Genomic DNA, 15,122 nt, shown 5'->3' on the forward strand with positions numbered 1-15,122 from the left:
GTGGCGGCGGTAGCCAAGGCCGCGCAAACGGGGGCAGGGGGAGCGCTCGCGGCACCCCGCCAACCCGTGCCGGCGCCTTGGTCGGGCGGCGCCGGGCGGCTGCAACGGCGCTGCGCGTGCGGGGCGGGCGGCGCGAAGTCGGCCGATTCTTCAGCCGATTCTTCGACCGATTGCGAGAGCTGCCGCCGGAAAGCCGGCGCCGGCCTGCAACGCAAGCTCACGCTTGGCGATGCGAACGACGCCTTTGAAGTCGAAGCCGACCGCGTCGCAGAGCGGGCGGTCGGCGGCGCCGCGCCGCTCGCATCGGACGCGTCGCCGACGGTCATCACGCCGCTCACGGTGCAGCGGCGGACGGCGGAGGAGGAGTCGGCGCAAGCGGTCCCGCCGATCGTCGGCGAGGTCCTGTCGGCTTCGGCGCAACCACTCGACCGGCAGACGCGCAGCTTCATGGAGGGCCGCTTCGGACATGACTTCGGGCATGTGCGCATCCACCTGGACGCCAAAGCCGCCGATTCCGCCAGGAGCGTGGCCGCCCAAGCTTACACGGTCGGCTCGCATATCGTCTTCGGCGCGGGGCGCTACGCCCCCGGCACCGACGCCGGCCGCAGGTTGCTGGCCCATGAACTCACGCACGTGGTGCAGCAGACCGGCACGCTGGCGCGCCAGCCGGCGCCGGCCGCCCCGGGCGGCGCGCCGCCGGCGACCGCGCCGTCGCCCGGCCAGCGGGTCTTGAACCTCGCCGCCGTGCTCGAATCGTATGCGAACCGGGCTGACACCCGCGTCGCCGCCAGCGGCGAGGGCGCCACCGCGATCGGCCGCGTGCGCGCCCACCTGGGTGAGTTGCGCTCCGGCATAGAGCGCCTACGGCAACTGGCCGCCGGCGGCGACGCCCCGGCATGCGCGGCGGCCTTATCGGGCTTCACCGCCGCCCGCCTGCGTGTGGCGTCACGCTCGCTGGTGCCGGCCGGCGTCGCCAACCGCATTGCGATCGCCGAGCAGGCGCCGCCCTCGCTGGCGGCCAAGCCGCTCGAGATCGGCGCCCCGCAAGGCGCCGCCGAGGCCGAGGCCGACCGCGTCGCCGACGCCGTGCTCAAGGGCGGCGGCGCGCCGCCCGCGATGCACGCGGCGCCGCTGCGAATGCAGCGCTACCTCGATCCCCAGGCGCTGCAGCAGGCGGAGCAGAACCTGCCGGCGCTCACCGCAGCGGCAGGGGTCACCCTCGAAGGCGCGACGATCGCGGCCGGTGCGATCGCGGCCGGCGGCGGGCCGCCGGGCTGGGTCATCGGGCTGGCGATCGTGGCGGTGGTGGCGGTGGTGGCGATCGGCGGTTACCTGTATTACCGCAGCCAGTCGCCCGAGCCGGAGGTGCTGCCGCAACCGCAACCGCAACCGCAACCGCGGCCCCAGCCCGAGGTCGATACGGTGCCGCGCGCGGACTCAAAACCGGTGACCGACACCCCGCAGGCGGAAAGGAAGCGGCGCCGCAAAAACTGCTTCGAGCAAAATCCCGGCGCGATCGCCTGCGAGGAGCCGGTCTTGGACGGCGACGAGATGCGCGATGAGATCGTGGCCCAGTTCCTGTACGAGCGCGACTATTCGTTCGCCGACTTCACCTGCTCGCAGTTCGGCGCGCCGGCGGCGGCCGGCGTTATCAACGATTGCGACGGCGCGCCGGCGATCGGCTACCATTGCCGCATCAAGGGCTCGTCGAATATCGTCAGCATCTTCGCCTGTCTGTGCTGCGATGCCGAAGGCAACTCGCGCTTCCAGTGGAGCAAACCGCACTGGTCGGACAACCAGAGCCGGCGGGGGAAATGATGAACGTCGCCATCGGAACCGGCCGCCGCGTATCGCTCGCGCAGGGCATCGGCATCGGCATCTGCAAGGAGACCGTGACATGAGCACCCGTGCGCAATCGCAGCCGAAAGCCATCGGCTCGCCGTCGTCCGACGCCTGGCTGGGCGCCGCGTTTCTTTTGCAAAGAAAGTGCGCCTGTGGCGCACCTACTACAGCTTCGGGCGCTGAATGCGCCGACTGCGCCGGCAAGCGCCCGGTGCAAGCCAAACTCGCCGTCCGCGCCCACGACGACGCGTTGGAGGTGGAGGCCGACCGGGTCGCCGACCAAGTGCTGGAAGCGTCGTCCGGCGCCACCGCCGTCGGCGCCATCTCGCGCATCCAGCCTGGCCAGGCGCCGTCGGGCCAAGCGGCGGGAGTGGCGCCGCACAGCGTCGAGCGGGTGCTCGCCGACGGCGGCACGCCACTGGCGCCGCAACTGCGGCAGGCGCTGGCGCCGCGCTTCGGCCACGACTTCTCGCGGGTTCGGGTGCACGCCGACGCGGCCGCGCAGCAGTCGGCCCGGCAGATGGGCGCCCAGGCCTACACCGTGGGACACCACATCGTGTTCGGCGAGGGCCGCTTCGCCCCGGATACGCCGCAAGGGCGGCGGCTGCTCGCCCACGAGCTGACGCACGTGGTGCAGCAGTCGGGGCTCGGCGCGACGGCGGAGGCCACGCGCCAGCCGGGCCGGGCACCCACGACGGCCGCGCCGGCGTCGCACGGATGGGTGCAGCGCGACACCCCGCCCGCCAAGCCCAAGGTCCCGGCCTGGACGGCGGCCGACCTGAAGGCGATGCTCGACGCCTGCGACGGTGGCCTGGGCATCTGGGCCAAGGCCAAGAAGGCCAACAAGGACAAGGAACCGGTGGTCAAGCCCGGCGCGGGCGGCCAGACCGACAGCGAGACCGGCGAGATCACGCTGGACCAGACGCGGGACAAGTGTTTCGCCGTCCAGCAACTGGTGCAGGAACTGTCCAACCTGTCGCGCATGGCCGACTTCAAAGCGATCTTCACGTCGGCCATCGCCGGTGATGTTAGCCGCATCGACTTCATCAAGCGCATCGAACGGATCGAATACGAGACCGGCGTCAAGAACGTGCTGACGGCGTTCGATGCCTGCAAGGACAAGTGGGGCTGCAAGACCACTCCCAAGGAATGGGCGCGCAGCGCCAAGAATTTCGAGGAATATTTCGACAAACTGTTGAGCGATCTGCATAAGGAACACTATGGGGAGTGGTGGGACAAGAACGTCAAGGCCGCCTTCGACAAGAAGCACCCGACCAAATGACGGCGTCCGATAAATTAGCAGGTGCCGGCGACGCCGTCACCACCAATGCCACAGCACAGGACATCACAATGACCCAGGAACACACCAACGCCATCGCGCGCGGCGCACCGACCGTCGTGCTGCATGCCGGCGCTCTGCGGTTCGAGCTGGTGCGCATCGCGCCGGGCCAGTTCGACATGGGCTCGCCCGACAGCGAAGCGGGCCACGCGGCCAATGAGGCGCCGGTGCGGCGGGTGCGCATCACCCGGGCGTTCTACCTCGGTCGGTACGAGGTCACGAGAAGCCAATACGCAGCCGTGATGGGCGCGCCGCCCGTCGACGCCGGGCAGGACGCCTTGCCGATCAGCCAGATCAGCTTCGCGCAGGCGCTGGCCTTCGTCGAGCGCCTTGCCGCCATCACGGGGGCGACGGTGGGCTTGCCGACCGAGGCGCAATGGGAGTACGCCTGCCGCGCCGGCACCCCGGCCGGCGCCGACCTTCAACGCGTGGCCTGGACGCTCGAGAACGCCGCCGGCACGGCGCACCCCGTTGGCGGCTTGCAACCGAACGCATGGGGCTTGCACGACATGCTCGGCAATGTGTGGGAATACTGCGCCGATTTCATCGACGACTACGCCACGATGGACGATGCCGACCCGGTCGGCCTGGTCAGCGGGTCGCATGGCGCGATGCGTGGCGGCGGCTGGATGCACGGGCACGAGTACTGCCGGCCCGCGGCCCGGTTGATCAGCGACGACATGTTCGGCGGCGCGGGCATCCGGATCGCCGTTGGCGCGGACGACGGCGCCACGCCGGCGCAGAGGCTCTGATGAGCACCTTCCCCAACTCCCCCAAGCTGATCAAGGCCGGCCTTGTCATAGTCGACGCCGCCAGTTCGCGGGTGCTGCGCATCATCTCGCTGCAATACAACAGCGACACGCTGAGCCGCACGCTGAGCGCGCAGAGCGCCGGCGGCAACGAGCACGACCGGGTCGAACCGATGCGCTTCAAGGGACCGGCGGTGGAGACCCTCAAACTCGAAGCCGACATCGACGCCACCGACCAACTCGAGTTCCCCGGCCAGAACCCGAACGCGGCCCAGTACGGCATCCAGCCGCAACTGGCGCTGCTCGAATCGCTGGTGTATCCGAGCGCGGCGCAGCTGGCGGCGGTCGACGCCCAGGCCGGCTCCGGCACGCTGGAGATCGCGCCGATGCTGGCGCCGCTGGTGCTGTTCGTGTGGGGCAAGAACCGCATCGTGCCGGTCAAGGTCAGCGATTTCAGCGTCACCGAGGAAGCCTTCGACCCCGCGTTGAACCCGATCCGCGCCAAACTCAACCTGGGCCTGCGCGTGATGTCGACCGACGACCTCGGCTTTGGCTCGAAAGGGGGCAGCATCTACATGGCCTATCTGCACAACAAGGAGAGGCTGGCCGGCAAGGTCCAGGCGGCCGGCTTCGCCACGCTCGGCATCGGAGGGATCGCCTGATGGACCCGGTAACCGCCTTTTTGCAAACGAACGCCTTGCTGCCGCCGGCCTTCGCCCCGGACAGCCGCTACTACGGCATCGCCACGTCGCAGCTGGTGCAGGCCGACGGCCGCACGGTGGTGTACGTGCAGCGCCGCTTCCTGCCGCCGCCGGAGAACTTCGCGCCGCTCCAGAGCGTGCTGGTGGTGGCCGGCGACCGCCTCGACAACCTGGCGGCGCGCCACCTGGGCGACCCGGCCCAGTCCTGGCGCCTGTGCGACGCCAACCGCGCGATGCTGCCCGAGGCGCTGGTGGCGGCGGTCGGCGCGGCGCTGGTGATCACCCTGCCCGAAGGGGTTCCGGGAGGCGGCGATGGCGGATAAACTGGCCAAGGGCATCCAGATGACCTTGATGATGGGCCCGGTCATCCCGGTGCCGGCGCCCCGGGTGGTGATGGACGCGCTGACCGGCGTCGAGGTGCGCACGGCCGACGGCGCCGCCAGCGGCTTCCAGCTCACCTTCCAGTTCTCCAGCCGCTCGGAGTTGAACGCGATCTTCGTGATCGCCGCCGGCAACAGCGCCTCGCTGGGCACGCCGCCGCTGCGGGTGCTGCTGATCGTCACCCTCAACGGCGCCGCCCAGCCGCTGTTCGACGGCGTGATGACCAACGTCGAGGTGCAGGCCGGCAGCCGGGGCGGCCCCGGCACCGTCACCGTCACCGGCGAGGACCTGACCAAGGTGATGGACATGCAGGATTTCAGCGGCCTGCCATTTCCCGCCATGCCGATCGAGGCGCGGGTGGCGCTGCTGTGCGCCAAATATGCCGCCTTCGGCGTGATCCCGCTGCCGATCCCGATCCTGTTCCCCGACGTGCCGATCCCGATCGACAAGATCCCGGCGCAGAAGGGCACCGACCTGCAATACATCCGCCAACTGGCGGACGACGTCGGCTACGTGTTCTACATCGAGCCGGGGCCCAGGGCCGGCACCAACATCGCCTATTTCGGCCCCGAGATCAAGATCGGCGTGCCGCAGCCGGCCCTCAACGTCGACATGGACGCGCTCACCAACGTCGAGTCGCTCAACTTCAGCTTCGATCCGACCAAGGGCGTGCTGCCGATCGTGTTCATCCAGAACCAGCTGACGCGGGTGCCGATCCCGATCCCGATCCCCAACATCAATCCGCTGCAGCCGCCGCTCGGGCTGCTGTCGACGCCGATCGCCAGTCTCAAGATCCTGAAGGACACCGCCAAGCTCAATCCGATGCAGGCCATCGCGCGCGGCCTGGCCGAGGCCAAGAAGTCGCAGGATTCGGTCAGCGCCAACGGCAGCCTGGACGTGCTGCGCTACGGCCGCGTGCTCAAACCACGCGGCCTGGTCGGGGTGCGCGGCGCCGGCCTTGCGTACGACGGCCTGTACTACGTGCAAAGCGTCACCAGCACCCTCAAGCGCGGCGAGTTCAAGCAAAGCTTCAACCTGACCCGCAACGGTCTTATCTCCATCACTCCGAGGGTACCGGTATGAGCGAAAAATTCTTCGGCAAGTACCGCGGCATGGTGCTCAACAACATCGATCCGATGCAGATCAACCGCCTGCTGGTGCAGGTGCCCGACGTCGGCGGCCTGATCCCGGCCACCTGGGCGATGCCGTGCGTGCCGGTGGCCGGCATCCAGAACGGCATGGTCGCGCTGCCGATGATCAACGCCGGCGTCTGGATCGAGTTCGAGCAGGGCGATCCCGACTTTCCGATCTGGGTTGGCTGCTTCTGGGGCAGCGCGGCCGAGGTGCCGGTGCTGGCGCGCGCCACGCCGCCGGCGGTGCAGGCGATCACCTTCCAGACGCCGCTGCAAAACGGCCTGACCATCAGCGACCTGCCGGGTCCCACCGGCGGCATCATGCTCAAAAGCGCCACCGGCGCCACGCTGATCGTCAACGACACCGGCATCTATATCCAGAACGGCAAGGGCGCCTCGATCGTGATGACCGGCCCCACCGTCACCGTCAACGCCGGCGCGTTGACCATCGTCTAAAGGAGCGCCCATGCCCGGACCCTTGCTTCATCTCGGCGCCACCGTGTTGTGCAGCCACGGCGGCCAGGCCACGCCGAGCGCGCCGAACCCGCGCGTGCTGGTCTCGGGCCAGCCGGTGGCCACCATGGCGGCGCCTTACCTGGTGGCCGGCTGCGCCTTCGCGCCGCCGGCCGGCAACGGACCGTGCGTGACGGCGCAATGGATGGTGGCGGCCACCCGCGTGCTGGTGGGCGGGGTGCCGGCGGTGCTGCTCGACAGCCAGGCCATGTGCACCCCGACCGGCACGCCGCTGCTGCCGGTGATGGCGCAAACCCGCGTGATCGGAACCTGACATGAATTCCGCCTTTCCCTACCGGGTCGACGGCCGCGGCCGCACCGCCGAGGCCGAGCACGACGACCAGCACCTGCGCGACATGATCGAGCAGGTGTTGTTCACCGTGCCCGGCGAGCGCGTCAACCGGCCCGACTTCGGCTGCGGCCTGCTGCAGCTGGTGTTCGCCCCCAACAGCACCGAGCTGGCGGCGACCTTGCAGATGCTGGTGCAGGGCGCGTTGCAGCAGTGGCTGGGCGACCTGCTGCGCATCGACGCGGTCGACACCGACAGCACCGACGCCACCTTGTCGGTGCGGGTGCGCTACACCGTCCTGCGCACCCAAGCCAGCCACAGCGCGGACTTCAGCCAGCGGGTGGCGCCATGAGCGGCCAATACCTGTGCGGTGCGCCGGGGCGGGTCGAGGCGCTGCGCGCGGCGGCGCTGGCCAGCCCGCCGCGCCTGCTCAACGGCATCACCTACCTTGAAGTGCTGCCGGGCCAGCGCCGCCTCGCGGTCCACTTCGTGCACCCGCTGGCGCTGGTGCCGGCCACGCCGCTGACAGCGGCCAATCTGGAAATCCGCGGCGGCGTGCGGTTGCGTGACCCGCAGGTCACCGGCATCGGCGTCGAGCACGACGTGCTGCTGGTCGATGTCGCCAGCGCCGGCGATTTTTCGCGCTACACCCTGCGCCTGGTGGCCGATGCCGGCCAGGCCGCGCCGCCGGAAGGGATCGATCCGGCGCTGGCGCAGGTCGCCTTCAGCTTCAAGGTCGATTGCCCCAGCGATTTCGACTGCCGCGCCGAGCGGGATTGCCCGCCGGCGCCCGGCGGCGGCCCGGCGATCGACTACCTGGCGCGCGACTACAACAGTTTCCGGCGCCTGCTGCTCGACCGCATGTCGGCCCTGATGCCCGACTGGCGCGAGCGCCACGCCGCCGACCTGCTGGTGACCCTGGCCGAGGCGGTCGCTTTCCGCGGCGACGAGCTGTCCTACTTCCAGGACGCGGTCGCCACCGAGGCCTATCTCGGCACCGCGCGCCAGCGCGTCTCGGTGCGGCGCCACACGCGCCTGCTCGACTATCCGTTCCATGACGGTTGCAACGCCCGCACCTGGGTCGCCTTCGAGTGCGGCGCCAGCGCCGACGGCCAGACCTTGGCCGGTTGCGACCCCGACACCGGCCTCGGCGGAGCCCAGGTGCTGACCCGGGTCCCGGGCTTGCCGCCCGTGATCGGCGCCGCGCTGCTGCAGGAGGCGGTCGACGCCGGCGCCGAGGTGTTCGAGCTGCTGCGGCCGATCACCTTGTACCGCGCGCACAACGCGCTGCGCTTTTACACCTGGAGCGACGAGGAATGCTGCCTGCCCAAGGGCGCCGTGCAAGCGTTCCTGCGGGACGGCGAGAACGAGGGAGGGATGGCGGGCGGCCGCCTGCGCCTGCGCGTGGGCGACGTGCTGGTGTTCGAGTCGCTGGCCAATCCGGCCACCGGCGCGGCGGCCGATGTCGACCGCCGCCAGCGCCACGCGGTGCGCCTGACCCGGGTCGACCCCGAGGCGCCGCTGAACCTGGGCGTGCGCGGCGTCGCGCCCGCGCGGCGCGATCCCGTCACCGACCAGGCCTTCGTCGAAATCGCCTGGGGCGCCGACGACGCGCTGCCGTTCCCCCTGTGCCTGTCGGCCCGCATCGGTGGCGTGTTGCATGCCGACCTGGCCGGCGCCTGCGCCAACGTGGCGCCGGCCGACCATGGCCGCACGGCGGCGCGCGCCGAGCCGCTGCTTGGCCTGCCCGGCGGGCGCGTTGCGCGTTACCGGCTGGGGCGGGGGGCGCTGGCGCCGCTGACGCAGCAGGGTCTGGTGCGCCCGGCCGACGGCGACGGTGAAGCGCTGATCGACCTGGGCGAGGGCGCCAGCGCCACCGCCAGCATGCGGCGCGGGCTGGCCGACGTCCGCCCGGCGCTCGAGGTGCGCAGCGACAGCGACCGGCGGCGCTGGGTGGTGCGGCGCGACCTGCTCGCCAGCGGCGCCGAAGCGGCCGAATTCGTCGTCGAAACCGAGAACGACGGCCAGCCTCTGCTGCGCTTCGGCGATGGCGTCAACGGCCGCCGGCCGCGCGCCGGCGAGGCGCTCAGCGCGCGGCTGCGCACCGGCAACGGCGTCGCCGGCAATATCGGCGCCGAGGCGCTCGGCCACATCGTCAGCGCGCTGGGAGCCGACGCCATCGGCGCGGTGCGCAATCCGCTGGCGGCGGCCGGCGGCATCGACCCGCAGCCGCTGGCCGAGGCGCGCCTGTACGCGCCGCAGGCGTTCCGCCGCCAGGAACGCGCGGTCACCGCCGCCGACTACGCCGCCGTCACCGAACGCGCGCCGCAGGTGCAGCGCGCGGTGGCGACGCGGCGCTGGACCGGCAGCTGGCACACCATGTTCATCACCGTCGACCGGCGCGCCAGCCTGACGGTCGATGCCGGCTTCGAGGCCGACCTGCGGCGCCGGATCGAGCGCTACCGGATGGCCGGCCACGACGTCGAGATCGACGCGCCGCGCTTCGTCGCGCTCGACATCGCGCTGCACGTCTGCACGGTGGCCGGCTATTTCGCCGCCGACGTCGAGCGCCGCCTGCGCGAGGTGTTCAGCGGCGCCACGCTGGCCAATGGCGAGCGCGGCTTCTTCCACCCGGACCAGTTCAGCTTTGGCCAGCCGGTGTATCTGAGCGCGCTGGTGGCGGCGGCGATGCGGGTGCCGGGCGTGGCCCACGTTACGCCGACCCGCTTTCAGCGCCGCGGACGCGCCGCCGCCGGCGAGCTCGCCAGCGGCCGCATCGCGCTGGCGCGGCTCGAGATCGCGCGGCTGGACAACGACCCCAACGCGCCGGAAAACGGCCGCATGCAATTCGACGTGGACACCGGAGCATGAGCATGGACATCGATACCGACCAACTCGACGACTGCCATTGCTGCGAGGGCGCCAGCCTGCCGGCTCCGGTGCGCAACGATCCGGGCCTGCCGGCGCTGCGCTACCGGGTCGACACGCAGCCCGGTTTTTACGCGCGCATGCTACAGCGCTTGCCGGTGGCGCGCGCCGACGCGCGCCAGGCCGATTCGCCACGGCCGCTGGCGCGCCTGCTGACCGGCAGCGGCGACGATCCGAGCGTGGCGCTGCTCGATGGCTGCGCCTGCGTGGCCGACGTGCTGACCTTCTACCAGGAGCGCATCGCCAACGAGGGCTTCCTGCGCACCGCCACCGAGCGCCGCTCGGTGCTCGAACTGGCGCGCGCCATCGGCTACGAACTCAAACCCGGGGTCGCCGCCAGCGTACACCTGGCCTTCACGGTGGAGGACGCGCCCGGCGCGCCCGGGGAATGCGCGCTGGCGCGCGGCGCCCCGGTGCAAAGCGTGCCGCCGCAGGGCAAGCTGCCGCAGGTGTTCGAGACCAGCAATGCCATCGTCGCCCGCGCCGCCTGGAACGCGCTGCGCCCGCGGCAGACGCGCCCGGCCGACATGGCGCTGTTGCCGCTGCCGGCCATCGGTGGAACAACGCGCCAAGCGTTGGTGCTGGTCGGGCCGCGCGGCAGCTTCCCGACGGAAGACAGCGCCAACCTGCACCGCGATCTGCCGAGCCAGAGCCTGTTCCGCCTGACGCCCGAACTGGGCGGCGAGGGCCGGGTCGACGCCATCGAGGTCGGCCGGGTCTACTTCACCGACGCCACCGGCGGCATCGCCGGCGGCGACTTGATGCTGTTCTCGGCCAAGAACGGCACCGCGCTCGCCTCGCTGGTGCTGCGCGTGGTCGACGTGGTGGCCGAACCGGCGCTGCGGCGCCTGCGGGTCGACCTCGAACCGCTGCCGGCCGTCACCGCGCCGACGCCGCCGCCCATCGTCAAGTGGGTGGTGCCGTACGCGCTCACGCCGGTGCTGAGTTTCGCGCGGGCCCGGATTTCCCACGTGCCGTTCACCCGCGACGAGCTGACCAGCACCGTTGCCAACCAGGCCTGGCGTGAACGCGATTTGCAGGCGATGATCGGCATCCAGCGCTGGAGCGCGTCCAGCCTGGTCAAGGCGATCGCCAAGCCCGCCGAAGGCCCGCCGCTCGCCCCCGAGGCGGGCGCCTTCGGTTTCGGCGCCAAACTGGGCTTCTTCGGCAACAACGCGCCGCGCTGGGCGCTGCTGCCCACCGCCACCGCCAACATCCATGGCGACGCCTATCCCTTGCCATGGGATAAAGGCGACACGCTCCCCACCGGTGGCACGCTGGGCGACTCGCGCACCATCTGGCAGGACTCGCAGGGGGCCGCCATCGAGCCGCACGCCTACCTGGAACGCGCGGTGCCCAACGTCAACCGCGCCAGCTGGGTGGTGTTCGACGCGCCCGACCAGGCGGCGCGCGCGTACAGCGTGTTCGACGCGCGCGAGAGCTCGCGCGCCGACTATGGCCTGTCCGGGCGGGCGATGGCGCTGAGATTGGCCGGCGCCGATGGCCTGGTGCTGTCGGAGACGCCGCCGCCGTTCCGCTTCCGCAGCACCACCGCGCACGTCGCCAGCCGCAAGCTGCCGCTGGCCGAGCTGCCGATCGAGACCCCGGTGGCGGCCGGCGACGCCGCCATCGAACTCGATCGCATGGTGCTGGGACTGGCGGCCGGCCAACCGATCGCGCTCACCGGCGAGCGCCACGACCTGCCGGGCGTCGACGGCGCCGAGATCGCGCTGCTCGACGAGATCGTGCACGCCGACGGCCGCAGCACCCTGCAGTTGCAAAAGGGATTGCGCTATTCGTACCGGCGCGACGCGCTGAGGATCAGCGCCAACGTGGTGCACGCGACCCACGGCGAGAGTGTCGCCGAGTTGCTCGGCAACGGCGACGCCGCGCTGGCGCACCAGAGTTTCATCCTCAAGAAGCCGCCCACCACCCATCTGTCGGCGCCCACCCCGCGCGGCGTCGAGAGCACGCTGGAGGTGCGCGTCAACGGCGTGCGCTGGGACGAGGTCGATTCGCTGTACGGCGCCGCGCCCGACGCCACCGTGTATTCGACCCGCATCGACAACGAGGCCCGCATGCAAATCATCTTCGGCGACGGCGTGCAAGGCGCGCGCCTGCCGACCGGCAGCGTCAACCTGGCCGCGCGCTACCGCAGCGGGATCGGCCCGGATGGCGAGGTCGCCGCCGGCACGCTGACGATGTTGCGCGCCATGCCGCTGGGCCTGCGCGGCGTCGGCAACCCGGTGCCGGCGGCCGGCGCCGAAGGCCCCGAACAGCTGGCCGACGCCCGCCGCAACGCGCCGCTGACCCTGCTCACCTTCGAACGGGTGGTCTCGCTGGTCGACTACCGCGACTACGCGCGTGGTTATCCCGGGGTCGGCAAGGCGCGCGCCGACGTGCTGTGGGTGGACGGCGCCAACCTGGTGCAATTGAGCGTGGCCGGCGCCACCGGCGGCCCGCCCGGCGACGACGTCATGGCCAACCTGCCGAAGTCGATCGCCGGCGCCAGCGACCCGTCGCAGCGCTTCGCGGTGGCCGCCTATGTGCAGCGCTACTTCAGTTTCGGCGCGCAGTTGGCGATCGACCCGCGCTACCGCTTCGCCGACGTCCAGGCGGCCGTCGCCGCGCTGCTGCTGGACGAATTCGGCTTCGCCGCGCGCGACCTGGGCCAGTCGGTCACGGCGGCCGAGCTGATGGCACGGGTGCACAGCGTGGCCGGCGTGCTGGCGCTCGACCTGACCACGCTGCAGCCGTATGCCGACGGCCCGGCGCCGGCCGCCGCACTGCTCGACCCAGTGCTGGACGCGGTGCCGGCGTCCGGCGCGCGCTGGCACGCGGCCACGCGCGCCATGACGCCGGCCGAGCTGTTGCTGATCAATCCCGCCGCGCTGACCCTGACGGAGATGATCCCATGAGCCTGTTGATGCCCGAGCGCCTGTACCAGCTGCTGCCCGCCATCCACCGCCTGCGCGACGCCGAGCAGGGCGAGCCGCTGCGCGCGCTGCTGGGGGTGATCGAAGACGAGCTGGAACGCATCGAGGCCGACACCGCCGGCCTGTATGACAACTGGTTCATCGAAACCTGCGACGAATGGGTGGTGCCCTATATCGGCGACCTGCTGGGGGTGCGGCCGCTGCGGGCGATCGATTCGGCCGGCGTCAGCGCGCGCGCCTACGTCGCCAACACGCTCGGCTACCGGCGCCGCAAGGGCACGGCGGTGGTGCTCGAACAGCTGGCGTTCGACACCGCCGGCTGGCCGGCGCGCGCGGTGGAATTCTTCGCGCGGCTGGCGACCGCGCAGCACCTGAACCACGTGCGCCCGGCGCCGACCGCCACCGCCGGCGTGCGCGACGCCGCGCGCGCCGAGCTGGCCGGCTACGCCGGCGGCGCGTTCGACCCGTTCGCCCACACGGCCGAGGTGCGGCGCGCCGCCACCCGCGGCGGGCGCCACAACATCCCCAACATCGGCCTGTTCCTGTGGCGCCTGCGCAGCTACGCGATCGGCACCGGCGCGCCGGGCGACGAGGCGCCCGACTTCGCCAGCGCGCGCAATATGGGGGCGTGGTGGAGCGTGCACCCGGCCGGCTGCGACGCGCCGTTGTTCAACCCGGCGCGCACCGAAACCACGATCACCCACCTGGCCGAGGAAGACAACGTGCCCGGCCCGTTGCGCGGACTGGCCCTGAGCGCCGAGCTGGAACGCCTGCGGCGCGGCGTCGCGCTGCCGGCGCCACGCTTCATGACCGCCAACGATCCGGTGCTGCGGGTGTGGGCGCGGGTCGGCGGCGACAGCGTGCCGGTCGAGGTGCGGCGCGAGGATATGTACTGGTGCGAGATTCCCGACGACGTCGAACTGGCGCTGCCGGTTCCGCGCGCGCTGGCCTTCGACGTGGCGCGCGGCCGGCTGGCGTTCGCCACGGGACTCGATGTGCGCGAGGTGTGGGTGCACAACAGCTACGGCTTCTCGGGCGACCTGGGGGGCGGTCCCTACCAGCGCGGCGCGGCGGTGCGCGGCGCCAACCGCCTGATCGCGGACGATCCCGCCGCGCCCGAGGAGCTGAGCGGCTTTTACGATCCGGCGGTGTGGCAGGCAGGCGTTTCGCACCTGCTGCCCGACGACGGCAGTGGCACGCTGTTTCCCAGCCTGGCCGGCGCGCTGGCGGCGTGGAATCTGCAACCGCCTGGACGCACCGGCGTGATCGTGCTGATGGACAGCCTGAGCGAGGACGCCGGCGCCGCCGCCAGCCCGCCGCAAGCGCTCGAGATCGAGATCGGCGCCGGCTCGCGGTTGCTGATCGTCGCCGGCGAATGGCCGGCCACGCCGATACCTGGAGCGCCGCCCGGCGCCATCGCGCGCGTGGCCGGCCAATTCGAGGCGCGCCAGGTGCGCGCCCACGTGATCGGCGACTGGGTCGTGCGCGGCAGCGCCGCCGCCGGCTCGCCCGACGCCGGCGCCTGTTTCATCAACGGCGTGCTGATCGAGGGATTGCTGACGGTCGCCCCCGGCAATCTCGGGCGGCTCGGACTGGCCCATTGCTCGCTGATCCCGGGCCATGGCGGCCTGTTTGTCGCGCCCGCCGGCAACGAGCGGCTCACGCTGGCGCTCGAGCACACCATCTGCGCCGGCATCGAGGTGCCGGCGCCGATCCGCGGCGTGGCGATCGGCGACAGCATCGTCGGCACCGGCGACGGCTCGCCGGCACTGAGCCTGGATGCGCCGGATACCGCGCTGACGCTTGAGCGCAGCACATTTTTCGGTGGCGTGACGGGCCTGAGCCTGTCGGCCACCGACTGCATCTTCGGCGGCGCCGCGCGGGCGCTGCGGCGCCAGACCGGCTGCTTGCGTTTCTCGTACGTGGCGCCGGGCTCGGAGGTGCCGCGGCGCTACCGCTGCCAGCCCGAGCTCGAGGGCTCGACGCGCATCGATGCGTTGCGGGCCGCCGCCGCGCCGGGGGCGCCGCCGACGCCGGCGCAGGAGGCGGCGATCCGCGCCGAGGTGGCGGCGCCGATCCGGCCGCTGTTCGTCTCGCGCCAATATGGCGACCCCGGTTTCGGCCAACTGACGTTGCGCTGCGCCGCGCAAATTCGCGGCGGCGCCGAAAGCGGCGCGGAAATGGGCGCCTTCGAATTCCTCAAACAGCCGCAGCGCGAGGCCAATCTGCGCCAGGCGCTCGACGAGTATCTGCGTTTCGGCCTGGAGGCCGGTCTTCACTTCGTCAACTAACGAGCAACCGACAAGGACTG

12 protein-coding genes are annotated in these 15,122 nt (G+C 71.6%); all 12 read left to right on the forward strand.

Annotated features, from left to right (window positions below; genetic code table 11):
* Window positions 1-66 precede the first annotated feature (66 nt).
* The 12 genes from AC07P1_RS11370 to AC07P1_RS11425 all read left to right on the forward strand — a co-directional run bounded on the left by AC07P1_RS11370 (window position 67) and on the right by AC07P1_RS11425 (window position 15,102).
* Window positions 67-1,818 carry an eCIS core domain-containing protein gene (locus tag AC07P1_RS11370; protein ID WP_494695906.1) on the forward strand — a complete coding sequence of 584 codons (1,752 nt, stop codon included), beginning with the start codon at window positions 67-69 and terminating at the stop codon, window positions 1,816-1,818.
* Window positions 1,819-1,897: 79 nt separating this feature from the next.
* Window positions 1,898-3,124, forward strand: a complete 1,227-nt coding sequence (locus AC07P1_RS11375; protein WP_494695907.1) for an eCIS core domain-containing protein — start codon at window positions 1,898-1,900, stop codon at window positions 3,122-3,124.
* Window positions 3,073-3,933: a formylglycine-generating enzyme family protein gene (locus tag AC07P1_RS11380; RefSeq protein ID WP_494695908.1), complete on the forward strand. Its 861-nt coding sequence runs from the start codon at window positions 3,073-3,075 to the stop codon at window positions 3,931-3,933. The genes AC07P1_RS11375 and AC07P1_RS11380 overlap by 52 nt, the downstream gene beginning before the upstream one ends.
* Entirely contained in the window at window positions 3,933-4,592 is a 660-nt protein-coding gene (locus AC07P1_RS11385) for a CIS tube protein (protein WP_494695909.1), read from the forward strand. Before AC07P1_RS11380 ends, AC07P1_RS11385 begins: the two co-directional genes overlap by 1 nt.
* Window positions 4,592-4,954, forward strand: coding sequence for a LysM domain-containing protein (locus AC07P1_RS11390; protein WP_494695910.1), 363 nt, complete (start codon window positions 4,592-4,594; stop codon window positions 4,952-4,954). Before AC07P1_RS11385 ends, AC07P1_RS11390 begins: the two co-directional genes overlap by 1 nt.
* On the forward strand, window positions 4,944-6,095 hold the full coding sequence (locus tag AC07P1_RS11395) for a hypothetical protein (protein WP_494695911.1): 1,152 nt from the start codon (window positions 4,944-4,946) through the stop codon (window positions 6,093-6,095). Before AC07P1_RS11390 ends, AC07P1_RS11395 begins: the two co-directional genes overlap by 11 nt.
* Complete coding sequence (locus AC07P1_RS11400; RefSeq protein WP_494695912.1) at window positions 6,092-6,601, forward strand: phage baseplate assembly protein V; 510 nt, start codon at window positions 6,092-6,094, stop codon at window positions 6,599-6,601. The genes AC07P1_RS11395 and AC07P1_RS11400 overlap by 4 nt, the downstream gene beginning before the upstream one ends.
* Before the next feature lie 10 nt (window positions 6,602-6,611).
* Window positions 6,612-6,932, forward strand: coding sequence for a hypothetical protein (locus tag AC07P1_RS11405; RefSeq protein ID WP_494695913.1), 321 nt, complete (start codon window positions 6,612-6,614; stop codon window positions 6,930-6,932).
* 1 nt (window position 6,933) lies between these two features.
* Window positions 6,934-7,299: a GPW/gp25 family protein gene (locus AC07P1_RS11410; protein WP_494695914.1), complete on the forward strand. Its 366-nt coding sequence runs from the start codon at window positions 6,934-6,936 to the stop codon at window positions 7,297-7,299.
* Window positions 7,296-9,818, forward strand: a complete 2,523-nt coding sequence (locus AC07P1_RS11415) for a putative baseplate assembly protein (protein ID WP_494695915.1) — start codon at window positions 7,296-7,298, stop codon at window positions 9,816-9,818. Before AC07P1_RS11410 ends, AC07P1_RS11415 begins: the two co-directional genes overlap by 4 nt.
* A gap of 2 nt (window positions 9,819-9,820) precedes the next feature.
* A complete protein-coding gene (locus tag AC07P1_RS11420) occupies window positions 9,821-12,793 on the forward strand; it encodes a baseplate J/gp47 family protein (RefSeq protein WP_494695916.1) in 2,973 nt (990 codons plus the stop codon).
* Window positions 12,790-15,102: a hypothetical protein gene (locus tag AC07P1_RS11425; protein ID WP_494695917.1), complete on the forward strand. Its 2,313-nt coding sequence runs from the start codon at window positions 12,790-12,792 to the stop codon at window positions 15,100-15,102. The genes AC07P1_RS11420 and AC07P1_RS11425 overlap by 4 nt, the downstream gene beginning before the upstream one ends.
* The last annotated feature ends 20 nt before the right edge of the window (window positions 15,103-15,122 follow it).

The sequence above is a fragment of the Duganella sp. GW821-FHT07F09 genome (genome assembly GCF_059418705.1).